The sequence below is a fragment of the Cribrihabitans pelagius genome (assembly GCF_048820915.1).
GTDB lineage: Bacteria > Pseudomonadota > Alphaproteobacteria > Rhodobacterales > Rhodobacteraceae > Cribrihabitans_A > Cribrihabitans_A pelagius.
Genome location: NZ_JBMERR010000003.1, coordinates 144,798 through 167,266 on the forward strand (window position 1 = coordinate 144,798; position 22,469 = coordinate 167,266).

23 protein-coding genes are annotated in these 22,469 nt (G+C 66.3%); 9 read left to right on the forward strand and 14 right to left on the reverse strand.

Annotation, left to right across the window (positions count from 1 at the left end; genetic code table 11):
• Positions 1 to 216 precede the first annotated feature (216 nt).
• The 4 genes from ACOHX0_RS03940 to ACOHX0_RS03955 form a co-directional block, all read right to left on the reverse strand.
• The gene (locus tag ACOHX0_RS03940; protein WP_420675363.1) at positions 217 to 1,416 is read right to left on the reverse strand and encodes a CaiB/BaiF CoA transferase family protein; all 1,200 of its coding nucleotides are present in this window, start codon (positions 1,414 to 1,416) and stop codon (positions 217 to 219) included.
• The gene (locus tag ACOHX0_RS03945) at positions 1,403 to 3,016 is read right to left on the reverse strand and encodes a thiamine pyrophosphate-binding protein (protein WP_420675364.1); all 1,614 of its coding nucleotides are present in this window, start codon (positions 3,014 to 3,016) and stop codon (positions 1,403 to 1,405) included. The genes ACOHX0_RS03940 and ACOHX0_RS03945 overlap by 14 nt, the downstream gene beginning before the upstream one ends.
• A gap of 97 nt (positions 3,017 to 3,113) precedes the next feature.
• Positions 3,114 to 3,584, reverse strand: a complete 471-nt coding sequence (locus ACOHX0_RS03950) for a DUF302 domain-containing protein (protein WP_420675365.1) — start codon at positions 3,582 to 3,584, stop codon at positions 3,114 to 3,116.
• Between the two features lie 180 nt (positions 3,585 to 3,764).
• A complete protein-coding gene (locus ACOHX0_RS03955) occupies positions 3,765 to 4,772 on the reverse strand; it encodes a GlxA family transcriptional regulator (RefSeq protein WP_420675366.1) in 1,008 nt (335 codons plus the stop codon).
• 307 nt (positions 4,773 to 5,079) lie between these two features.
• Here ACOHX0_RS03955 and ACOHX0_RS03960 point away from each other — a divergent pair, with 307 nt between their 5' ends.
• The 7 genes from ACOHX0_RS03960 to ACOHX0_RS03990 all read left to right on the forward strand — a co-directional run bounded on the left by ACOHX0_RS03960 (position 5,080) and on the right by ACOHX0_RS03990 (position 9,393).
• Entirely contained in the window at positions 5,080 to 5,712 is a 633-nt protein-coding gene (locus ACOHX0_RS03960; protein ID WP_420675367.1) for an ATP-dependent Clp protease proteolytic subunit, read from the forward strand.
• A 143-nt stretch (positions 5,713 to 5,855) separates the two neighbouring features.
• A complete protein-coding gene (gene clpX / locus ACOHX0_RS03965; protein ID WP_420675369.1) occupies positions 5,856 to 7,121 on the forward strand; it encodes an ATP-dependent Clp protease ATP-binding subunit ClpX in 1,266 nt (421 codons plus the stop codon).
• A gap of 151 nt (positions 7,122 to 7,272) precedes the next feature.
• Positions 7,273 to 7,635, forward strand: a complete 363-nt coding sequence (locus ACOHX0_RS03970; RefSeq protein WP_420675370.1) for a RidA family protein — start codon at positions 7,273 to 7,275, stop codon at positions 7,633 to 7,635.
• Positions 7,632 to 8,099 carry a glyoxalase superfamily protein gene (locus ACOHX0_RS03975; protein WP_420675371.1) on the forward strand — a complete coding sequence of 156 codons (468 nt, stop codon included), beginning with the start codon at positions 7,632 to 7,634 and terminating at the stop codon, positions 8,097 to 8,099. Before ACOHX0_RS03970 ends, ACOHX0_RS03975 begins: the two co-directional genes overlap by 4 nt.
• Before the next feature lie 14 nt (positions 8,100 to 8,113).
• Positions 8,114 to 8,500 carry an NADH:ubiquinone oxidoreductase subunit NDUFA12 gene (locus ACOHX0_RS03980; RefSeq protein ID WP_420675372.1) on the forward strand — a complete coding sequence of 129 codons (387 nt, stop codon included), beginning with the start codon at positions 8,114 to 8,116 and terminating at the stop codon, positions 8,498 to 8,500.
• Positions 8,501 to 8,572: 72 nt separating this feature from the next.
• The gene (mlaD, locus tag ACOHX0_RS03985) at positions 8,573 to 9,028 is read left to right on the forward strand and encodes an outer membrane lipid asymmetry maintenance protein MlaD (protein ID WP_420675373.1); all 456 of its coding nucleotides are present in this window, start codon (positions 8,573 to 8,575) and stop codon (positions 9,026 to 9,028) included.
• Positions 9,025 to 9,393, forward strand: coding sequence for a DUF2155 domain-containing protein (locus ACOHX0_RS03990; RefSeq protein WP_420675374.1), 369 nt, complete (start codon positions 9,025 to 9,027; stop codon positions 9,391 to 9,393). The genes mlaD and ACOHX0_RS03990 overlap by 4 nt, the downstream gene beginning before the upstream one ends.
• On the opposite strand, the gene aat is transcribed toward ACOHX0_RS03990, so the two are convergent.
• The 4 genes from aat to ACOHX0_RS04010 form a co-directional block, all read right to left on the reverse strand.
• Positions 9,357 to 9,989, reverse strand: coding sequence for a leucyl/phenylalanyl-tRNA--protein transferase (aat, locus tag ACOHX0_RS03995; protein ID WP_420675375.1), 633 nt, complete (start codon positions 9,987 to 9,989; stop codon positions 9,357 to 9,359). The genes ACOHX0_RS03990 and aat overlap by 37 nt on opposite strands.
• Before the next feature lie 88 nt (positions 9,990 to 10,077).
• The gene (gene accC, locus ACOHX0_RS04000; RefSeq protein WP_420675376.1) at positions 10,078 to 11,421 is read right to left on the reverse strand and encodes an acetyl-CoA carboxylase biotin carboxylase subunit; all 1,344 of its coding nucleotides are present in this window, start codon (positions 11,419 to 11,421) and stop codon (positions 10,078 to 10,080) included.
• 9 nt (positions 11,422 to 11,430) lie between these two features.
• Complete coding sequence (accB, locus tag ACOHX0_RS04005) at positions 11,431 to 11,925, reverse strand: acetyl-CoA carboxylase biotin carboxyl carrier protein (RefSeq protein ID WP_420675377.1); 495 nt, start codon at positions 11,923 to 11,925, stop codon at positions 11,431 to 11,433.
• 168 nt (positions 11,926 to 12,093) lie between these two features.
• Positions 12,094 to 12,630, reverse strand: a complete 537-nt coding sequence (locus ACOHX0_RS04010) for a LuxR C-terminal-related transcriptional regulator (protein ID WP_420675379.1) — start codon at positions 12,628 to 12,630, stop codon at positions 12,094 to 12,096.
• A gap of 86 nt (positions 12,631 to 12,716) precedes the next feature.
• Here ACOHX0_RS04010 and ACOHX0_RS04015 point away from each other — a divergent pair, with 86 nt between their 5' ends.
• Positions 12,717 to 13,877: a thiolase domain-containing protein gene (locus tag ACOHX0_RS04015; RefSeq protein WP_420675380.1), complete on the forward strand. Its 1,161-nt coding sequence runs from the start codon at positions 12,717 to 12,719 to the stop codon at positions 13,875 to 13,877.
• Positions 13,874 to 15,382, forward strand: a complete 1,509-nt coding sequence (locus ACOHX0_RS04020; RefSeq protein WP_420675381.1) for a class I adenylate-forming enzyme family protein — start codon at positions 13,874 to 13,876, stop codon at positions 15,380 to 15,382. The genes ACOHX0_RS04015 and ACOHX0_RS04020 overlap by 4 nt, the downstream gene beginning before the upstream one ends.
• Before the next feature lie 9 nt (positions 15,383 to 15,391).
• On the opposite strand, the gene ACOHX0_RS04025 is transcribed toward ACOHX0_RS04020, so the two are convergent.
• The 6 genes from ACOHX0_RS04025 to ACOHX0_RS04050 all read right to left on the reverse strand — a co-directional run bounded on the left by ACOHX0_RS04025 (position 15,392) and on the right by ACOHX0_RS04050 (position 22,280).
• Positions 15,392 to 16,705: an adenylate/guanylate cyclase domain-containing protein gene (locus ACOHX0_RS04025; protein ID WP_420675382.1), complete on the reverse strand. Its 1,314-nt coding sequence runs from the start codon at positions 16,703 to 16,705 to the stop codon at positions 15,392 to 15,394.
• Positions 16,706 to 16,909: 204 nt separating this feature from the next.
• On the reverse strand, positions 16,910 to 17,665 hold the full coding sequence (locus ACOHX0_RS04030) for an ABC transporter ATP-binding protein (protein WP_420675383.1): 756 nt from the start codon (positions 17,663 to 17,665) through the stop codon (positions 16,910 to 16,912).
• A gap of 70 nt (positions 17,666 to 17,735) precedes the next feature.
• Entirely contained in the window at positions 17,736 to 18,491 is a 756-nt protein-coding gene (locus ACOHX0_RS04035; protein WP_420675384.1) for an ABC transporter ATP-binding protein, read from the reverse strand.
• 27 nt (positions 18,492 to 18,518) lie between these two features.
• Complete coding sequence (locus ACOHX0_RS04040; protein WP_420675385.1) at positions 18,519 to 19,721, reverse strand: branched-chain amino acid ABC transporter permease; 1,203 nt, start codon at positions 19,719 to 19,721, stop codon at positions 18,519 to 18,521.
• Positions 19,722 to 19,724: 3 nt separating this feature from the next.
• Positions 19,725 to 20,747 (reverse strand): branched-chain amino acid ABC transporter permease, encoded by a 1,023-nt coding sequence (locus ACOHX0_RS04045; RefSeq protein WP_420675386.1) that lies wholly within the window; start codon positions 20,745 to 20,747, stop codon positions 19,725 to 19,727.
• 186 nt (positions 20,748 to 20,933) lie between these two features.
• Positions 20,934 to 22,280, reverse strand: coding sequence for a substrate-binding protein (locus ACOHX0_RS04050; protein ID WP_420675387.1), 1,347 nt, complete (start codon positions 22,278 to 22,280; stop codon positions 20,934 to 20,936).
• Between the last annotated feature and the right edge of the window lie 189 nt (positions 22,281 to 22,469).

Below are 22,469 nucleotides of genomic sequence, written 5' to 3' on the forward strand. Positions count from 1 at the left end.
TCTTGTCAATGAAACGCGGCTATCCCGCCTCGGGCACAGACTAGCGGATGCGGCGAGGGCCGGCGAACCCCGCTCGCGGTTTGGTGATGCAGCGTGTTTTTACACGGGGGATATAAGCCGGAACTGTAAGATTTCCCGGCAAAAACCTGCCGCCCCACCCCCCCTCCGGAGGTCTGGCGCAGCAAACTCCGGAGGCGGCGGCTGGCTGACGCCAGGTCAGCTGTCGTCAAAGGCGCTGTCCGCAGCCAGCACCGCACCGGTGTCGGCGCCGCAGACGGGCGGCGGGCGGCGGTAGGTGACCGGCGTGCGCGAGAAGTTGAGCGGATTGCCCAGCAGCCGCACCGGACCCGCTTCGGTCTCCATGCCTACGGTCATGGCGCGCGCCGCCACCTGCGGGCTGCCGAACAGCCGCTCCAGATCCTGCACCGGGCCTGCGGGCACCTTGCGCGCCTCCATCGCGGCGATCACCTGATCGGTGGTGAAGCGCGCAACGGCCGGGATCAGGATCGCGTTCAGCGCGTCGCGGTGCTGCAAGCGGGCCGGATTGGTGGCAAAGCGCGCATCTTCGGCGAGGCCTTCGAGCTGCAGGAACGCCATGAAGCGGCGGAACTGGCTGTCGTTGCCCACGGCGAGGATCACGTGGCCGTCGGCGGTGCCGTAGACGCCATAGGGCATGATGCTGGGATGCTCGTTGCCGCGGCGCTTCGGCGGCTGGCCAGTATTGAGGTAGGCGACGCCTTCGTTGATCAGCCAGGCGATCTGGGAGTCGACCAGGGCGAGGTCGATCTGCTGGCCCTCGCCGCTCCTTTCGCGGTGGTGCAGGGCGGCGAGGATGCCGATACAGGCGTACATGCCGCACATCACGTCGGCAATGCCGACGCCCGCCTTCATCGGCTGGCCCTCGGGCTCTCCGGTCAGGGACATGATTCCGCCGAAACCCTGCGCCATGATGTCGTAGCCGGGCTTCGCACTGTTGGGGCCGGTCTGGCCGTAGCCCGAGATCGAGCAGTAGATGAGGCTGGGAAATTCTGCTTTGAGGCTGTGGTAGTCGAGCCCGTATTTCGCGAGCCCCCCGGGCTTGAAGTTCTCGATCAGGATATCGGCCTCGGCTGCGAGCTTGCGCACGGCCTGCTGGCCCTCGGGCGTGGCGATGTCGAGCGCGGCCGAGCGCTTGTTGCGGTTGGCGGCCATGAAATAGGCCGAGAGGCCCGCCTCTGCCGCGACGTCCCCTCCGGCATAGGGCGGGCCCCATTGGCGGGTGTCATCGCCGCCGGTGCCGGGGTTTTCCACCTTGATCACGTCGGCGCCGAGGTCGCCCAGCAGCTGGGTGCAGGTGGGCCCCGCCAGAATGCGGGAGAGGTCCAGGACCTTGACGCCCTTCAAGGCGCCGTGGGGCAGTATGTCAGATGCGTCCATCATATCCTCCGCGGCTGATTTCCGCCGCAATCACGGTGAATCGGGGCGCGGTGAGCGCCTGTTCCAGCGCCGCGCGCAAGGCGTCGCGGCTGCGGACGGTGACGCCATTGCCGCCAAAGGCGCGGCCCATCGCGGCGAAATCATGCGGGGCGAAGTCAACGCCCGTGTTTGGCATCTGGCGCTGGCGCTGCTTCAGCTCGATCAGGGCGAGGCTGGCGTCGGCAAAGACCACGATGACGGGGGCGAGGCCCAGTTCGGCGGCGGTGGCAAGCTCTCCGGCCACCATCAGGAAACCCGCATCGCCGGTGAAGGCAATAACAGGCCGGTCCGGCTGCGCGAGCTTGCGCCCGATCGCCATCGGCAGGGCGCAGCCCATCGTGCACAGGCCCGAGGACTGGATCAGCCCGCGCGGCTCAAGGCACTGCCACATCTGGCTGAGCAGTATCCGGTGCGCGCCGCTGTCGGCGGTGGCGAGGGTGTCCGCGGGCAGAGCGGCGCGGCATTCGGCGATCACCGCCGCCGGGCCCCAATCGTCATCCCGCGGGAAGGCGGCGGCGAGGGCGGCCTTCACCTCCTCCGGGCGGCCGTCGGGCCAGGTCGCGCGCGGGGCCGTGCCCTCCGACAGGGCAGCAAGCGCGGGCGCAAGCGGGCAGAGGAAGGCAAGCCCTGCCTGATGCATGTAGTGGGTGTTGGGTTCCGGCGCGATTTCCAGCACGTGCTGGCGCGCCGGGTCCCAGGCATTGCGCCAGCCGGGGCGCATCTCGATCGGGTCATAGCCGAGGCTGAGGATCAGGTCGGCCTCCTGCAGCAGCGGCAGGAGGTGCTTGTCCGCGAGCGGCGACAGCCCCGCGCCGCCGAGGCAGAGGGGGTGGTCCTCGGGGAGGATGCCCTTCGCCTTGTAAGTGGTGAGGCAGGGGATCCGGCGGGTTTCGAGGAAAGCGCGCAGGGCGGGGCCTGCGTCCTCCTGCAGCGCATCGAGGCCGATCACCGCAAGCGGGCGCTCTGCAGCCGCCAGCCAGCCGCGCGCCTGCGCCAGCGCTGCGCCCTCTGGCCTGCAAGCGCTTGCAGGCGCGGAGCGCAGGCCGCGGTCCCTGGCAGGCGCCTCTGCCGCCGAGATCGGCACGTCGATATGCACTGGCCCCTGACGCGGCGCGGCGGCGATGGAGACGGCCTTGTCCGCAATCAGGTCCGCCGCCTCGGGGTCGAGCCGGAAGCTGGATTTGGTGATCGGCGCGAAGACCGCCTGGTGGTCGAGCACCTGGTGGGTGTAGCTGTGGGTCTCCGCCGCATCGACGCAGCCGGTAAGCACCAGCATCGGCACCCGGTCCTGATGCGCATTGGCAACCACATTGACCCCGTTCAGCGCGCCGGGGCCGAGGGTGGCGACGAGGATGACCGGCGCGCCATCGGCGTGATAGACACCCTCGCCGATGAAGCCCGCGGCGTTTTCGTGTTTGGCGAGGCGGAAGGTGATGCCCGCCCTGGTCAGCGCATCCACCAGCGTCAGCACCTCGCCGCCGGGCATGCCGAAGGCGTGGCGGCAGCCCGCTTCATACAGGCGCCGGGCCAGCACATCGGCGGCGCGCATGGTTTCGCTCATCAGGTTCTCTCCGTTGATCCGGAGCGCAGAATGCCGGGAATGGCCGCCGGTGCAAGCCCGTTTACGCCAGTGTGACGGGCCGACTGCAAGGGGCGCGCTATTCCAGGGCGGCCTCAGTGACCTGTGCAAAGCGCGCGTCCAGATCGGCGGCGAGGTCCATCAGCGCGGTGCCGCCCTCGTCCGCGTAAGGCGCGAACACGTGGGTGGGCCGCTTGTAGGAGAGCGTTGCGCTGCCGTCCTCCTCCTCCGTCACGTAGACGCGCACCGGCGCTTCGATCATCGCGGCGGTGGAAGCCTCCAGGATCTTCACCGCGAAGTCGTTGTTGAAGAGGCCGATCACCCGGTTGCCCGGAATGGTGATGCCGCGGTTTGCGGCGGCCAGGGTGGGGCCTGCTTCGGTCACCACGGCGAGGCCGCCTGCCTTGGCCGCGGATTTCACATCGGCAACGAGCTGGTCATAAGGCTTGGCGCTGTGATGCACCGCCCATCCGTCCCGTTCGCTGATTTCGCCCGCTGCAGCGGTGCCGGCGGTGAGGACAAGCGCGGCGGTCAAGCGTTTCAAAAACATGTTAATTCTCCCTCTGGTTACAAAAGCGCATATGGCTCTCACCTAGGGCAGCCGCCACGGCGGCGAGGTCACAATAACGTGCGGCAGGCGGCAATCCGCCCGTCAGGGCACATTGTCGTGGGGGGCCCGGCAGGCCCCCGCGCCGCTTGGCAACAGCAGACAGATGCTCCGCGGCTGGCGTCAGCTCCAGCCCTTGCGGAAGAAATGCGGGCTGGCGCCGAACTTGCGCTTGAACTGGCGGGAGAAATGCGTGGCCGAGTTGAAGCCCGAGGCCAGCGCGATCTCGGTGACCGACATCGAGGTCTCGTTCATCAGCGCGAAGGCGTGGCTGAGACGCATGTCGAAATAGACATGCATCGGGCTCTGGTCCAGGTAGCGCGCAAACAGCCGTTCGAGCTGGCGGCGGGAGATATCGAGCCGCTCGCAGAGCTCGCCGATGGAGAGCGGCTCCTCGATCGCTTCCTGCATCAGCTGCAAAGCATTGAGCAGGCGCTGGTTGCGGCTGCCGATGGCGACGGCGTAGTTCGACTTCTGCGGCGCGGCCTGGCCGCCGGAGCGCACGTGCAGGCACATGTCGGCGACGATGATCGCCAGCTGCTTGCCGTGGCGCCGCTCGATCAGGGTGAGCATCAGGTCGGTCGCCGCATTGCCGCCGCCGCAGGTCATCAGGGGGCCGGAGATTTCAAAGATATTGGGCGAGGGCGTCAGGCTGGGGAAGCGCTCCAGGAAGCCGGGCTGGTTTTCCCAGTGCAGGGTGAATTTGTGGCTGCGGATCAGCCCCGCCTGGGCGAGCGCGAAGGCGCCCGTGCAGATGCCGCCGATAGAGCGGCCGAAGCGGCTTTCCCGGCGCAGCCAGTTGAGGGTTGCCTCGCCCGCGGTGTTCTGCGGCTCGACGCCGGCGCAGACAAAGCCGAGCGAGTCCGCGGGCAGCGGCTGCAGCGGGCGGTCGGGCGTCACCACCATGCCGTTGGAGCAGCGCACCGGCTGGCCGTCCTCGGTCATGATGTACCAGCGGTAGAGCCGTGTGCCGGTCACCTGGTTGGCTATGCGCAGAGGTTCGATCGCGGCGGCCACCGGCAGCATCGTCGCCTTGGGCAGCAGCAGGAAGTAAAAGTCCTGCGGCGCCCCCTCGAACGGGATGGCGAGATTGGCGGCGGCGCCTTTCTGGACGAAACTGTCTTCACTCATCGCGGGGTCACTCATTGCGGGCAGGCAGAGAAGGGGCGGGCAGGGGGCGCGGCGCGGCCGCCGGGCTTCGGGGTTGCCGAAGGTGATAAAACGCCCGCCCGCCGGACAGCCTGTGGATAGCGACGGCGCCGTGCCGGATTGCGACACGGAATGCAGGAATGCGGCGCGCGGGCCGGGTTGGGGCAGCAGGGGGCGCCGGCCGTAAAATGCCGGTGCGCCCCTTGCGGGTCCCAAGACGCGATACTAAGACTCGGGTAACACACTGTCGGGTATGGTGCCGGACATAAGCGAAAACAGGCAGGTCGAGATGATTGATCCCAGAGAAACATACATGAACACGCTGGTTCCGATGGTGGTGGAGCAGACCAGCCGGGGCGAACGCGCCTATGACATTTTTTCGCGCCTGCTGAAGGAGCGGATCATCTTCGTGAACGGTCCGGTGCATGACGCCATGAGCTCGCTGATCGTGGCGCAGCTTCTGCACCTGGAGGCGGAGAACCCCTCCAAGGAAATCTCCCTGTACATCAACTCGCCCGGCGGCGTGGTGACCTCGGGCCTGTCGATCTATGACACCATGCAGTACATCCGGCCCAAGGTCTCGACCCTGGTGATCGGCCAGGCCGCCTCGATGGGTTCGCTGCTGCTCACCGCGGGCGAAGCGGGCATGCGTTTCTCGCTGCCGAACTCCCGGGTGATGGTGCACCAGCCCTCCGGCGGCTTCCAGGGCCAGGCCACCGACATCATGATCCACGCCGAGGAGACGCTGAAGCTGAAGAAGCGCCTGAACGAGATCTACGTGCATCACACCGGCCAGGACTACGAGACCATCGAACGCGCGCTGGAGCGTGACAACTTCATGTCGCCGGCAGAAGCCAAGGCCTTCGGCCTGATCGACGAGATCGTCGAAAGCCGCGGCAAGGGCGGCGACGAAACGCCCTGAGACACGGGCCAAAGTGGTGCGCCCCGCACCTGAAACCGGGGCGCACTTTCGCATTGTGGCGGCTGGGTCAGTGTCCTAAGCTGCCAGAAAGGCGGCACACCCCGGCGGGGAGCGCCGCGACCGGGCGGACTGAAAGGTAAACCATGGCGACGAATTCAGGCGGCGACAGCAAGAACACCCTTTATTGCAGCTTCTGCGGCAAGAGCCAGCACGAGGTGCGCAAGCTGATCGCGGGCCCAACCGTATTCATCTGCGATGAATGCGTCGAACTTTGCATGGACATCATCCGGGAGGAGACCAAGGCCTCGGGCCTGAAGGCCACGGATGGCGTGCCGACGCCCAAGGATATCTGCGACGTGCTGGACGATTACGTGATCGGCCAGGCGATGGCGAAGCGGGTGCTGTCGGTTGCGGTGCACAATCACTACAAGCGCCTGAACCATGCGCAGAAGGCGGGCTCGGACATTGAGCTGGCAAAATCCAATATCCTGCTGATCGGCCCGACCGGCTGCGGCAAGACGCTGCTGGCGCAGACGCTGGCGCGCATCCTCGATGTGCCCTTCACCATGGCCGACGCCACCACGCTCACCGAGGCCGGTTACGTGGGCGAGGATGTGGAGAACATCATCCTGAAGCTGCTGCAGGCGTCTGAGTACAACGTCGAGCGCGCGCAGCGCGGCATCGTCTACATCGACGAGGTCGACAAGATCACCCGCAAGTCGGAAAACCCCTCGATCACCCGCGACGTCTCGGGCGAGGGTGTGCAGCAGGCGCTCCTGAAGCTGATGGAAGGCACCGTCGCCTCGGTGCCGCCGCAGGGCGGGCGCAAGCATCCGCAGCAGGAGTTCTTGCAGGTCGACACCACCAACATCCTGTTCATCTGCGGCGGCGCCTTTGCCGGGCTGGACAAGATCATCTCGGCCCGCGGCAAGGGGTCGGCGATGGGCTTTGGCGCCGATGTGCGCGACAACGACGAGCGCGGCGTTGGCGAGGTGTTCAAGGACCTGGAGCCGGAAGATCTGCTGAAATTCGGCCTGATCCCGGAATTTGTCGGCCGCCTGCCGGTGCTGGCGACGCTGGAGGATCTCGACGAGGACGCGCTGGTCACCATCCTGACCAAGCCCAAGAACGCGCTGGTGAAACAGTACCAGCGCCTGTTCGAGCTGGAAGACACCGAGCTGGACTTCACCGAGGAGGCGCTGAGCGCGATTGCCAAGAAGGCGATCGAGCGCAAGACCGGCGCCCGCGGCCTGCGCTCCATCATGGAGGACATCCTGCTCGATACGATGTTCGAACTGCCCGGTATGGACAGCGTCACCAAGGTGGTGGTGAACGAGGAAGCGGTGAGCTCGGACGCGCAGCCGCTGATGATCCACGCCGACGAGAAGGAATCGGCCTCCGCGGGCTGAGCGCGCGGATGAAGAAATTCGAGGCAGGCGGCGCGGGATTCTCCGCGCCGCCTGTTTTTTGTTTGCGCAGCCGGGCAAAGGGGGCGCTGCCCCCGCCGCGCCGGGGCGCGGCTCCCCCGGGATATTTTTGGCAAGAGGACGAGGTAAGGCAGTGATCAGGCGGATATCGTTTGGGGGCGAGTTCGAAACCAGGGTCGGCTATTGCCGGGCCGTGGTGGCGGGCGGTTTTGTGCATGTGGCGGGCACCGTCGGGCAGGGCGCGGATGTGGTGGAGCAGTGCCGCTCTGCGCTGGAAACCATCGGCGCCGCGCTGGAAGAAGCGGGCGCGCGGTTTGCCGATGTGGTGCGGGTGACCTACTACCTGCCGGACCGCACCGAGTTCGAGCCTTGCTGGCCGCTGCTGGCGGAGACCTTCGGCGCGCACCCGCCGGCCGCGACGATGATCGAATGCAACCTCATCGATCCGAAATACCGGATCGAGATCGAGATCACCGCGCTGGACCCGCGGGCATGAATGCGGGCGCCGGCATTGCGGCAGCGGTGCCGGTGCTGCGGATCCTGGACGAGAGCGCGGCGCGGGATTTCTACCTTGCGGGCCTCGGCTTTGCGCTCGACTGGGAGCACCGGTTTGCGCCGGACATGCCGTTATACGCGCAGGTATCGCGCGCAGGCTGCCTGTTGCACCTGAGCGCCCATGCGGGCGACGCCAGCCCGGGCGGCTCCTGCTTCATTCCGGTTGCGGATGCCGCGGCGCTGCACGCCGAATGGCAGGGACGCGGCTTGCCCGGCGGCGGCCTTGTCCTGGAGCAGCTGCCCTGGGGGCGGCAGGTAACGGTGCTCGACCCGTTCGCCAACCGGCTGCGGTTCTGTCAGCAAACCCTTTCGCCGGGGCAGGCCTGGACGTTTACCGCAGGCTTACCCGGCAGGGTGCAAGCCACTGGACCTTGGCGGGAAATTGCGCCATATCAGGGGCGGTAACTGCGGAGGCACCCATGGGAATCCTGAACACACTTCTGCGCGCCGTGACGTGGTGGAACGGCTCCACGCTGAACACCGCCATCTTCACCGCCCGCAAAGGCGTCAAGGTGGGCGAGGACGACCAGGGCAATATCTTCTACCGCACTGCCGACGACAGCCGCCGCTGGGTGATCTACAACGGCGAGGCCGAGGCCTCGCGGGTGAGCCCGGACTGGCATGGCTGGCTGCACCGCACCTATGACGAGCTGCCGACGGAAAAGCCGCTGAAGCGCAAGGTCTGGGAGAAGCCGCATCAGGAAAACCTGACCGGCACGATGCTGGCCTACGCGCCCGACGGCTCGATCCGGGCCGGCGGCGAGCCGAAGGAACGGCGCGACTACGAGGCCTGGGTGCCGGAATAATCCGGGCCTGACTGAACCGAACCGGAATTGAGCGTGCGCGCGTAACCTGTATCAGCCAAAAGGCCGAGGCCCATGTCCTACAATCCCACCGAAGTGATCGCCGGAGCGGCGGTGCTGGCTGCTGCGGCGGCCTTTGCGATCTATGCCGGCCAAGCCTCCGGCCTGGCGCGCGGCGGCGAAAGCTATCCGCTGACCGCCTCCTTCCGTTCGCTGGAAGGAGTGGGGGTCGGCACCGATGTGCGGCTGGCGGGCGTCAAGATCGGCACCGTGACCGGTGTCGAGCTGAATGCCGAGACCTTCCGCGCCGACACGCGGTTCGATGTGAAGGACGGCATCGAGATTCCCGATGACAGCGCCGTGGTGATTTCCTCCGAAGGTCTTCTGGGCGGCAATTTCGTCGAGATCATGCCGGGCGGCTCGCCCTTTGCGCTGGAGCCGGGGGATGAGATCCTGGACACCCAGGGGGCGGTCAGCCTGATTTCGCTGCTGGTCAAATTTGTGGCCGGCGGCAGCGAGGGCGATTCGTGAGGCGGGCGGCGGCGGCAGCGGCGCTGGTGCTGGCCTGCCTGGCGCTGCCGGGCGGTGCGCAGGAGCGGGCTATGCAGGGCAGCGCCGCGGTGCTGCGCGCGCTCGACAAGGTGAACGGCCAGACCGTCGATGCCGACGTGCCGGTCGGCGGCGGGGCCGAGATGTTCGGACTTCAGGTCTCGGTCGCCGATTGCCGCTACCCGGCCGAGAACCCCACGGGGGATGCTTATGCCTATCTCACCGTGCGCGGCCAGAGCGATGGCGAAATCCACTTCGAGGGCTGGATGATAGCTTCTAGCCCGGCGCTCAATGCGCTGGACCACAACCGTTACGACGTCTGGGTCATGCGCTGCAGCAGCAGCTGAGGCGCGGGGACCGCCGGGCGCAGGAAATCGGCGTTGCTTTGCAGCGCCTCCTGCAGCAGCGCGCGGTAGCGGGCGCGGCTGATCTCCACTCCGCCGAGCGAGGCCAGATGCGCAGTCAGGAACTGCGTATCGCAGAGCAGGAATCCGGCCTGTTTCAGCCGGTCGGTCAGATAGGCCAGCGCCACTTTTGAGGCATCGCGGCGGCGGGAGAACATGCTCTCGCCAAAAAAGGCAGCTCCCAGCGACACGCCATAGACGCCGCCCGCCAGATCGCCCCGATCCCAGAGCTCCAGCGAATGCGCATGGCCCATCGCGTGAAGCTCCAGGTAGCGGTCGCGGATTTCGGCGCTGATCCAGGTTTCCGCGCGGTCGGCGCAGCCATCGACCACGCCTGCAAAATCCCGGTTCACGGTGACGCTGAAGCCGCCGTTGCGGATGCGTTTGGCCAGCGAGCGGGAGATGCGGAAGCCGTCGAGCGGAAGGATGCCGCGGCGCTTGGGGTCGACCCAGAACACCTCCGGATCGTCGCGGTGTTCCGCCATCGGGAAGACACCGGAGGCATAGGCGTGCAGCAGCAGGTCGGCGGTGAGGCTCATGGTGCAGCCCAGTATAGGGGAAATGCCCCGCGGGGCGGAGTCGAATGAGACGGGGCGCGGGCCCGGCGGCGCGCGCCCCGTCCGGGAATTACAGGTTCCGTTCCAGCCAGCGTTCCAGCCAATGGATGTTGTAGTTGCCGGTGTGGATGTCCTCTTCCTGCAAGAGCGCATGGAACAGCGGCACCGTGGTGTCGACGCCATCCACGATCAGCTCGCCCAGGGCACGGTGCAGGCGGGCCAGCGCCTCTGTGCGGTCGCGGCCGTGCACGATCAGCTTGCCGATGAGGGAATCGTAATAGGGCGGGATCGAATAGCCGTCATAAAGCGCCGAATCCATCCGCACACCCAGCCCGCCGGGGGCGTGGAAGGCGGTGATCTTGCCCGGGCAGGGCGCGAAGTTCGGCAGCTTCTCGGCGTTGATGCGCACCTCGATCGAGTGGCCGTTGATCTCCAGATCGTCCTGGGTGAAGGACATCGGCAGGCCTTCGGCAACCCGGATCTGCTCGCGCACCAGGTCGACGCCGAAGATCGACTCGGTCACCGGGTGCTCGACCTGCAGGCGGGTGTTCATCTCGATGAAGTAGAACTCGCCATCCTCATAGAGGAATTCCACCGTGCCGGCGCCGGAATAGCCCATCTTGCCGATCGCGTCGGCGCAGATCTTGCCGATGCGGGCGCGCTCCTCGGGGGAGATGCTGGGGCCGGGGGCCTCTTCGAAAACCTTCTGGTGGCGGCGCTGCAGCGAGCAGTCGCGCTCGGCCAGATGCACGCCGGTGCCCTTGCCGTCGCCAAACACCTGGATCTCGATGTGGCGCGGCTTCTGGAGGTATTTCTCCATGTAGACTTCATCGTTGCCGAAGGCGGCCTTGGCTTCGGAACGTGCGGTGGAGAAGGCTTTCTCAAGCTCTTTCTCGTCCTTGGCCACCTTCATGCCGCGGCCGCCGCCGCCGGCAGTGGCCTTGATGATCACCGGGTAGCCCATCGCCTTGGCCGCCGATTTCGCTGCGGCCAGGTCGGGCACGCCGCCCTCGGAGCCGGGCACCACAGGGATACCGAGCTTCTGGGCGGTCTCCTTTGCGGTGATCTTGTCACCCATGATGCGGATGTGCTCGGCCGAGGGGCCGATGAAGGTCAGACCGTGGTCTTCGATGATCTGCACGAAATTGGCGTTTTCCGACAGGAAGCCGTAGCCCGGGTGGATCGCCTGGGCGCCGGTGATCTCGCAGGCGGAGATCACGGCCGGCACCGACAGGTAGCTTTGCGCGCCGGCCGGCGGGCCGATGCAGACCGATTCATCGGCCATGCGCACATGCATCGCATCGGCATCGGCGGTGGAATGCACCGCGACCGACTTGATGCCCATTTCGCGGCAGGCGCGGATCACGCGCAGGGCGATCTCGCCGCGGTTGGCAATCAGGATTTTGTCAAACATGGCCCGCCCTTACTCGACGATGACCAGGGGCGACCCGAATTCCACGGCGGCGCCGTCTTCGACCAGGATGCGCTTCACGGTGCCCGCCTTGGGCGCCGGAATGTGGTTCATGGTCTTCATCGCCTCGACGATCAGCAGGGTGTCGCCTTCGGCGACCTGCTGGCCCACCTTGATGAAGGCGGGGGCGCCGGGTTCGGCCTGCAGGTAGACGGTGCCGACCATCGGCGAAGTCACGGCGCCGGGGTGGCTGGCCGGATCCTCGGCTGCCTCGGCGGCGGGGGCCGCGGCTGCCACGGGGGCTGCGGCGGGCGCCGGTGCGGCGGCCTGAACCTGCATCTGCGCCGGAGCGGCGGCCAGCGCGGTCTGGCGGGAGACGGTGACATTCAGGCTGTCGTCCGCGCCGTATTCGCGTTTGACCTGCAATTCGGTCAGATCGTTCTCGCGCAGCAGCTCGGCCAGCGCCTGAATGAATGCCACGTCAGCTTCGTGAGATTTGTTTGTCATATTGTCCTCAGCCGGTTCCGACAGGCCCGCCCAAGTCTGGAGTGACCGGCGGGCGGGAAATTAGCGCGCTTATAGGGCAAGGAGTTCCGCAAGGAAAGCGCTCTCGAACTGCCCGGTAACATGGCGGCTACGGTGCGGATTCGCAATGCGGGCGGGCAGGCTGCGGGGTCAGAGCGGCATACCGGTCAGTTTTGCCACAAGTTCCGGCAGCTTGCGGGCGCCGAACTTCTGCAACAGCCGCGCCCGGTGGGTTTCCACGGTCCGGTAGGAGAGGTCGAGCTTGGCGCCGATCTCCTTGGCCGACAGCCCCTTGCAGGTAAGGATCGCAACTTCGCGCTCGCGCGGGGTGAGGCTGACCACCGGGCGGTCGTCGGAGATATCGGCAAAGGACCACACCCCGGTGCGGAACGGATCCTCGGGTGAGATCGAGCGGCCCCGCACCCGGCACCAGAACAGCCCGCCCGCCCGGCGGCGCATGATGCGCTCGTCGCTGTAATAGCCGGTCTCGTGCTCCTTCTTCTGCAAGAGCGCGCCGATGCGGCGGAACTCCTCCGGCGTGGGGTACAGCCCGGCGATCAGCATGCCTTCGTAATCGGCAGGCTCGCCGCCGAAGGTATTGGCAAACTGGAGGTTGCAGCGCGTGATCACGCGGCGCTCCAGCACGGCAAGCCCCACCGGGGCGTGGTCGAAGGCAACATCGGTCATGGTTTCCTTTAACCGCGTATTTTTGCGGAGTTGAAGAGGGCAAGAGCGTCATGCGACGCTGCCCGCGCCGGGAAGGGGAGGGCAACATGGTGTATATGGCGGGCTGGGGGCATACGAAATTCGGAAAGCTGCCTCAGATGGATCTGCAAGATTTGTTGGTCGCCGCAGGGCAGGAGGCGCTGGCTGACGCAGGTCTCGGGGCCGATGCGGTGGACGGTGTCTGGCTGGGCCATTTCAACGCCGGCATGGTGGGTGACGGCTTTCCCTCCTCGCTGGCTCTGGCGATCCATCCCGCCTTGCGCTTCAAGCCCGCGACCCGGCTGGAGAACGCTTGTGCCTCCGGTGCGGCGGCGGTGTTTGCGGCACGGCAGGCGATCCTTGCGGGCGAATGCGACGTCGCGCTGGTGATCGGGGCCGAGAAGATGACCCATCTCCCGGGGGCCGAGGTGACGGCGGCGCTTGGCCATGCCTCCTACCAGCGGGAGGAGGCGGGAGTGTCCTTTCCGGGGGTGTTTGCGCAGTTTGCCGAAAGCTATTTCGGCGCCTACGGGGATCAGTCCCGGGCACTGGCGCAGATCGCGGTGAAGAACCACGCCAATGCGATGCACAACCCGCTTGCGCAGATGCAGAAGGAGCTGGCGCTGGAGTTCTGCCTTGAAGCCTCGGAACGCAACCCGGTGATCGCCGCGCCGCTGAAGAAGACCGACTGCTCGCTGGTCTCGGACGGGGCGGCGGCGCTGGTTCTGGTGTCGGAGCGCCGGCTGGCTGAGGTGCGCAAGGCCGTGCGCCTGCGCGGGGCGCAGCAGGTGAATGATCTCCTGCCGATGTCGCAGCGCGATCTTCCGGCCTTCGAGGGCCCGGCGCGCGCGATCCGCGGCGCCTATGACAAGGCGGGCGTCAGTGTTGCCGATATCGGCGTGGCCGAGGTGCACGACTGTTTCACCATCGCCGAGCTGATGATCTACGAGGCGATGGGGCTGGCGGAGCGCGGCAAGGCCGCGGCGCTGCTGGAGGACGGCACGGTGCATCCCGGCGGGCGGCTGCCGGTGAACCTTTCAGGCGGGCTCAAGGCCAAGGGCCATCCGGTCGGCGCCACGGGTGTGTCGATGCATGTGATGGTGGCGCGGCAGGTGCTGGGGCAGGCGGGGGCAATGCAGCATCCGGGGGCGGAACTGGGGCTGGTCTTCAACATGGGCGGCTCGGGTGTTGCGAGCTATGCGTCCGTTCTGGAAGGGGTGAAGGCATGAACATCGCCCATTGGCTGGCGCGGCAGGCGGCGGCGCATCCGGCGCGGCCTGCGCTGTTCCTGGGCCGCGAGCAGATCGCCGACTACGCCCGCTTTCACGACCAGGCGGCACGGGTGGCGGGCTGGCTGCAGGCCGAAGGCGTTCAGCCGGGCGACCGGGTCGGTATCTTCATGAAGAACTGCCCGGAGTATCTGATTGCCTTCTATGGCGTCTGGTACGCGGGCGCGGCGGCGGTGCCGATCAATGCAAAGCTGCACGGCAAGGAAGCGGAGTATATCCTCGGCGACTCCGGCGCGGGGCTGGTCTTCACCTCTCCCGGCCTTACTGAGGCGGTGGAGGTTACCGGCGCAAAGACGCGCTGCGTCGATATCACGGGGGCGGATTTCACCGCTGCCCTGGCGGCCGAGGCGGTGGCCGAGCCCGCATCGCGCGCGCCCGGCGATCTGGCCTGGCTGTTCTATACTTCGGGCACCACCGGGCGGCCCAAGGGCGTGATAATGACCCACCGGATGCTTTCAACCATGGCGCTGGCCTATTTCAGCGAGGTGGAGAGCGTGCGTCCGGAAGACCGCACGCTTTATGCCGCTCCGATGAGCCATGGCGCCGGTATCTATGCCTTGCAGCATGTGCTGGCGGGGGCGGGGCATGTCTGCCCGGTTTCGGGCGGATTTGATGAATCGGAGATTTTCGATCTGGCTGCGCACCATGGCCGCATGCACATGTTTGCCGCGCCCACGATGGTCACCCGGATGACCGCGGCGGCGAAGGCGGCGGGTTACCGCGGCGAAGGTCTGCGCTGTGTCACCTATGCGGGCGGGCCGATGTATCTGGCCGACATCATCGCGGCGGTCGAGCAGTTCGGCCCGGTCTTTGCGCAGGTCTACGGGCAGGGCGAGTGCCCGATGGGGATCACCGCCCTGAAGCGCGAAGAGGTCGCCGACCGCACGCACCCGCGCTGGCGCGAACGGCTCGCGGGGGTGGGCCGGGCGCAGGCGCCGGTAGAGGTGAAGATCGGCACGCCGGAGGGGGAGGCCCTGCCCGCGGGCAGCCGTGGCGAGATCATGGTGCGCGGCGATCTGGTGATGCCGGGCTATTGGAACAACCCGGAGGCCACGGCAAAGACCCTGCTGGGCGGCTGGCTGATGACCGGCGACATGGGGGTGCTGGACGAGGACGGCTACCTGACGCTGCAGGACCGCTCCAAGGACATGATCATCTCCGGCGGCTCCAACGTTTACCCGCGTGAGGTGGAGGAGGTGCTGCTGATGCACCCCGGTCTGCGTGAGGCCGCCGTTGTGGGCCGGCCGCACGCCGACTGGGGCGAGGAGGTGGTGGCCTTCATCGTGGGCGAGGCGGCAGAGACGGAGCTCAATGCGCTCTGCACCGGGGAGATCGCCCGTTTCAAGCGGCCGCGCGCCTATGTCCGCGTGGAAGCGCTGCCCAAGAACAACTACGGCAAGGTGTTGAAGACCGAGTTGAGGAAGAGGCTGGCCGAGGGGAGATAGTCCGGCGGCTCAGGCAGCGGTCTTGTAGATTTTCCACCTGTCGGGAAGCCCCTTCAGCGTATGCTCCCCCAGAAACTCGAAGTCAAAGCCGGACCCGGCCACCAGGTCCTTGACCGTGCGCGACACGACGATCTCGCCCGGCTGGGCCAGCTCTGCGATCCTGGAGGCGATGTGGACGGCCAGCCCGCACACGTCGTCCTCGGTGATCTCGACCTCTCCGGTATGAACGGAGACCCGGATATCGAGCCCGAGCCGGGCAATGGCGTCGCGGATGGCGCTGGCGCATTGGATCGCCCGGCCGGGGCCGTCAAAGGTGGCGAGAAACCCGTCGCCCAGGGATTTGATCTCCCGCCCGTTGAAGATCTGCAGTTCCTGCCGCACGCGGCTGTCATGGGCATCCTTCAGGCTGCGCCAGGCGCTGTCCCCCATGGCTTCGGCGCGGGCGGTTGATCCCGCAATGTCGGTAAACACGATGGCGGCCAGCACCCGATCCACCACCGGTTCGGGCCTGCACCCGGTCACGAACTCCTCGATGGCCGCCACGATCTGTCCCGCCTCGGGCCCGAGGAAGGCGAAATGATCGACCCCCGGCAATTCAATGAGCCGGGCGTTGGGGATGCGCGCAGCCAGGGTGCGCCCGCCGCCGATGTCGATCAGCGCGTCCGCAGTCTTGTGCAGCACCAGCGTGGGCGCCTTGATCGAAGGCAGGATGGCGGTGATGTCGATCTGGCTGTTCACCTTCATGATCTCGATCACGTCGCGCGGGGAGGCGCCGGTGCGCTCGTACTTGCCCCACCACTCTTGGATTTGCAGATCCCCTGCCGTCGTGGGGCAGAACAGCGGCAGGCTGGTGCCGGTACCCCACGCGGTTTCCGCATAGTCGAACAGCTGCTGCAGAGCCGCCTCGTCAGGAAACCAGGACGTGAAGCTGGCGAAGGCTCCGTAGAGGATCAGGTGCTCGCAGCGCTGCGGGTGATAGGCGGCAAACACCGCGGCGAGCGACCCGCCTTCGGAAATGCCCATGATCGAAGCGCTGTCAAACCCGACGGCATCCATCACCGCGCGGATGTCGTCCATCCGCTTGTCCATGTCCGGGGTCGCGACACCGCGGTCCGACAGGCCGGTGCCGCGTTTGTCGAACACCGCCACCCGGGCGAACTGGCCGAGGCGCTCCAGCCAGCGGGCAAAGCTGGGTTCGTCCCAGTAGGTTTCGATCTGCGAGATGAAGCCCGGCACCAGGACGAGGTTGCGCGGCCCGCTGCCAAAGGTCTGATAGGCGATGTGGACGTCGCCGCTCCTGGCGTATCGTGTGCGCGGCTGCATCGTCGGCCCCCTGTGATGGCGCTTGGCGCAGCTGCGTCGCGGCACGGCGGCGCCGGGACTGGAGGAAAACAGGCCCGGGGGCCGCGCCGCCGTCGAGCTGCAGCGCATTCCTTTCACCTTAGCAAACTCCGGAAGAAGAGTCAGTTCCGGCGGCTGCCGGCACGAGGGGGCCGGCTGGGTGGAGACGGACTCTTCCGGCGCGCCTCAGATGGCCAGGTATTCGGCGCGCAGGTCCGCGTTTTCCAGCACCTCCGCCGCGGTGCCGTCAAAGACGATGCCGCCGGTGTCGAGGATCACGGCGCGGTCCGCGAGTTCAAGCGCGCGCACGGCGTTCTGTTCGACAAGGATGGTGGTCATGCCCTGTTCCTTGATGTGGATGAGGGTCTTTTCGATCTCGTCGACGATCACCGGGGCGAGCCCCTCGTAGGGCTCGTCCAGCAAGAGCAGCTTGATGTCGCGGGCCAGCGCGCGGGCAATGGCGAGCATCTGCTGCTCGCCGCCCGAGAGCGTGACGCCCTCCTGCTTGCGGCGCTCGCCGAGGCGCGGGAAGAGATCGTAGAGCCGTTCCAGCGACCAGCCGGCGGGCGGGGCGATCTGCGCCAGCTGCAGGTTCTCCTCCACCGTGAGGCCGGGGATGATGCGGCGGTCTTCGGGCACCAGGGCGAGGCCCGCGGTGGCGGCCTCATGCGAGGCCATCTTGTGCAGGGGCTGGTGGTCGAGCCAGATTTCGCCCTTGGTGACCAGGGGCGAGCCCACGCGCGCGATCGAGCGCAGGGTCGAGGTCTTGCCGGCCCCGTTGCGGCCAAGGAGCGCCAGGATCTCGCCTTCGTGGACGTTGAAGCTGAGGCCCTGCACGATGTAGCTTTCGCCGTAATAGGCGTGCATGTCCCAGACCGACAGGAAGGCGGGGGCGGTGACGGCGGTATTGGCCTGGCTGGAGAAATCGGATTTCTGGTTCATGGATCTGTCCTAATGCGCGTGCTGACGCAGGGGCGGCGGGTGCTGGTGGCGGCAGGAGAGGCGGGCGTTTTCACGCGGCTTCGCCCAGGTAAGCTTCGCGCACCTTGGGATTGCCGCGGATGTTTTCGGGGTCGTCCTCCACCAGGGGGGTGCCCTGGGCCAGCACGGTGATCCGATTGGCCAGCGAGAACACCACATGCATGTCGTGCTCGATGATGGCGATGGTGATGGCACGCTCCTCGCTGATCTGTTTCAGGAGGTCGATGGTGTTGTTGGTGTCGGCCCGCGCCATGCCCGCGGTGGGCTCGTCCAGCAGCAAGAGGCGCGGCTCCTGGCTGAGGCACATGCCGATCTCCAGCCGCCGCTTGTCCCCGCGCGAGAGGGCGGCGGCGTGCATGTGGCGTTTATCAGCCATATTCATCTCTTCCAGCATGTGTTCGGCCTTCTGCAGGATCTCCGCCTGGTTTCTGACCGCGGGCAGGGCGTTCAGCTCGAAAGCGCCGTCGCGCTTGGCGAAGCAGGGGATCATCATGTTCTCCAGCACGGTGAGATCGCCGAAGATCTCGGGCGTCTGGAATACGCGGGAGATGCCCATCTGGTTGATCTCGTAAGGCGCGCGGCCCAGCACCGAACGGCCGTCGAACATCACCGAGCCGCTGTCGGGGATCAGCTTGCCCACGAGGCAGTTCAGAAGCGTCGACTTGCCCGCGCCATTGGGGCCGATGATGGCGTGGACCGCGTTTTCCCGCACGCTGAGGGTCACGTCCGACAGCGCCTGCAGCCCGCCGAAGCGCTTGCCCACGTTCTTGACTTCAAGGATGCCCATGCGGTTGTCTCCCTTTCCTAGCGCTGCTCATTCCGCCGGGCTGGTCTTGCCGGCCGCATCCTTGCCGCGGGCGTTACGGCCGCGCAGGCGGTTCACCAGGCGCTGGCCGCCCTCCACCAGCCCGCCGGGCAGGTAGATCACCACCAGCATGAACAGGATGCCGAGCGTCAGGTGCCAGCCCTTGCCGATGAAGGGATGCAGCAGGAAGACGGCGGCGTCCTCCATGCCGTCGGGCATGAAGCTGAACCAGCCGTGCAGCACGGTGTCGTTGATCTTGGAGAAGATGTTCTCGAAATACTTGATGAAACCTGCGCCCAGCACCGGGCCGATCAGCGTGCCGGCGCCGCCGAGGATGGTCATCAGCACCACCTCGCCCGAGGCGGTCCACTGCATGCGCTCGGCGCCGGCGAGCGGGTCCATCGCCGCCATCAAGCCGCCCGCGAGCCCGGCATACATGCCCGAGATCACGAAGGCCGCGAGCGTGTAGGGCCTGGTGTTGAGCCCGGTGTAATTCATCCGCTGCTGGTTCGATTTCACCGCGCGCAGCATCAGCCCGAAGGGCGAGCGGAAGATGCGGATGGCGAGGTAGAAGGCCGCGAGCAGCAGGAGGGCGCAGAAGTAGTAGCCCGCGTTGAACTGGAAGGCCCAGGGGCCGAGTGTCAGCTCGTAGGTGGCGCGCATCTCCAGCCCGAACAGGCTGGTCACCGGAATGGAGCCGTCGGCGGTGGCGGAGACACCGAGGATGCGCGGGTCGTCCAGCGTCAGCTGCAGGCCGGTCTCGCCGTTGGTGATGGGGGTGAGCACCGAATAGGCAAGGTTGAAGGACATCTGCGCGAAGGCCAGCGTCAGGATCGAGAAGTAGATGCCCGAGCGGCGCAGGCTCACAAAGCCGATCAGCAGCGCAAACAGGCCCGCGACGATCACCGACAGGACAATCGCGGGGATCACGTTCATGCCCACCAGCTTGAACATCCAGACAGCGGAGTAGGAGCCGGCGCCAAGGAAGGCCGCATGGCCGAAGGACAGATACCCGGTGAGGCCGAAGAGAATGTTGAAGCCGACCGCAAAGATGCCGAAGATCGCAAAGCGCTGCATCAGGTCCGGGTAGCCCGCGTTGAACTGCGCCAGCGCGCTGCCCTCGGGGAAGGGGTTGAGCAGGAAGGGCGCAAACAGGGCAAGGCCCGCGACCAAGAGCAGGAGGGATGTGTCTTTCTTGTCCAGTCCGAACATGTCTTATTCCTCCATCACGCCGCGGCGGCCCATCAGGCCGCGCGGGCGGAGCAGCAGAATGAAGATTGCCACCAGGTAGATGATGATCTGGTCGATGCCGGGGATCAGCGCCTTGATCCCGTTCATCGAGGCAAAGCTTTCCAGGATGCCGAGAAGGAAGCCGGCGAGCACGGCGCCCGGAAGCGATCCCATGCCGCCGACGACCACAACCACGAAACTCAGTACCAGAAAATCCATGCCCATGTGGTAGTTGGGCGAGTTGATCGGGGTGTACATCACGCCCGCAAGCCCCGCGACGGCGGCCGCGATGCCGAACATGATGGTGAAGCGGCGGTCGATGTTGATGCCGAGGAGGCCCACCGTCTCGCGGTCGGCCATGCCTGCGCGCACCACCATGCCGAAGGTGGTGAATTGCAGAAACGCGAAGATGGCACCGATCACCAGGGTGGCAAAGCCGAAATAGACGATGCGCCAGACCGGGTAGACGATGTCCATGCCGATGAGCGCGCCGAGGTTGGCGACGCCGTTCAGCGCCTCGGGGGCGGGGGTCTGGATCGGGTTGGCCCCGTAGAAATACTTGACGATCTCCTGCAGCACGATGGCGAGGCCGAAGGTCACCAGGATCTGGTCGGCATGGGGGCGCTTGTAGAAATGCTTGATCAGCCCGCGCTCCATCACGTAGCCCGCGGCCAGCATGACCGGGATCGCGAACAGGATCGCCAGCGGCACCGTCCAGTCGATCAGCGCGCCGCCCAGCTCGGAACCGAACCAATGCTCGACGTAGGGTGTCTTCACCTTCAGCGGGTTGCCGAGGAAGTCGGTCTGGTTCGGGTCCACGGTCTCGAAGCTAAGCGTAAGCAGGCGCTGCAGGGTGACGGCGCAGAAGGCGCCGATCATGAACAGGGCGCCGTGGGCGAAGTTCACAACGCCAAGCGTGCCGAAGATCAGCGTGAGGCCAAGCGCGATCAGCGCATAGGCCGAGCCCTTGTCGAGCCCGTTCAGGATTTGCAGGAGGATGGCGTCCATGGGTCCCATCAGAAGTAAGGATCGGCAGGAGGGACCAGCCCGTCAGGATGGTCCCGGGCGCATAGACCCTCCCGGCCAGGGGGGCGGCCGGGAGGGCGGGGGCCGCGCCGCCGAATTCCGATGCGGAATTCGGGCCGGAATTTTTCTCAAAATTCCGGTGCCGGCCCCCGGGGGTATCGCCGGCGTTTACGCGCCGGAGTTGCAGCTGCCCAGAGCTCCGCCTGCGAACATCGGGTGATCGGGGGCGTATTCCACCTGCGCGCGCGGTGTGACCTCGACCACTTCCAGCAAGTCGAACTCGGACGTCGGGTTCTCCTTGCCGCGCACCACCAGCACGTCCTTGAAACACTGGTGGTCCTCGGCGCGGTAGAGTGTCGGCCCGTTGCCGAGCCCGTCGAACTCGAACCCTTCCAACGCTTCGGTGACGGCGCAGGGGTTGAAGCTGCCCGCGCGCTCGCAGGCATCGGCGTAAAGCAGCGTCTGGCAATAAACGGTATGGGCGGCTTGGCTCGGCGGGAAGCCGTATTTGGTGCCGAAGCTCTTCACGAAAGCCTTGGAGCCGTCATCCTGCAGCGACCAGTGCCAGTTGGTGGAGCCGTGGATGCCTTTAACGTTGGCACCTGCACCCTTGGCCATCAGGCGGGAGTATAGCGGCACCACAATCTCGAAGTTCTTGCCGTTTACCACTTTGTCGCGCAGGCCAAACTGCACCGCGTTCGTCAGCGAATTCACCATGTTGCCGCCGTAGTGGTTGAGCACCAGCACATCGGCGCCCGAGTTCAGCACCGGCGCGATGTAGGAGGAGAAATCGGTCGCCGCCAGCGGTGTGCGCACCTTGTTCACAGTGTTCCAGCCCAGCGCCTCGGTCGCGGCGGCGATGCTTTCCTCCTGGGTCCAGCCCCAGGTGTAGTCGGCGGTCAGGTGATAGGCGTTGCGGTCGGTGCCGTAGAGGTTCTTCAGCACTGGCGCCAGCGCCGCGCCGGACATGTAGCCGTTGAAGAAGTGGCGGAAGCCGTTGGCCTTCTTGTCCTTGCCGGTGGTGTCGTTGGAATGGGTAAGACCGGCCATGAAGATCACGCCCGCCTCCTGGCACAGCCCCTGCACTGCGATCGCCACGCCCGAAGAAGACCCGCCGGTGATCATCACCGCGCCGTCCTTTTCGATCATCGACTTGGCGGAGGCGCGGGCGGCGTCGGACTTGGTCTGGGTGTCCCCGGTGACAAATTTCACCTCTTTGCCCAGGATGCCGTTGCCCTTCAGCGCCTTGGAGCTGAAGCTGCTCATCATGCCGCCGTCGCCGCCGCCGTTCAGATGTTCGGCCGCGAGCTTGTAGGCGCGCAGCTCGTCGGCGCCTTCATCGGCATAAGGACCGGTCTGCGGCACGTTGAAGCCGAGCGTGACGGTGCTGCCGGTGGGTTCGTTGGTATAGGCGGCCGCGGATGAGGCGGTGAAAATCGTCGGCAGCGCCAGGCCGGCGCCCGCAAGCGCACCCGTCCCCAGCACCCTGCGACGCGAAATCGCGGAATGTGACATGGTATCCTCCCTTTTATGATTGGGACCTTGCAGCTCCTCACTTCTGCGCGGTACCAGCACGAAATGTGCAAAGTCAGTATGTGAGCCTTATGTAAAATGGCGCAATAAATGCCTTTTAATACTTGAATATTATGTAAAGAAGTGAACACTGGCGCTGGGCAATCTGTAAAGAAAATTTCCTCGCACCGC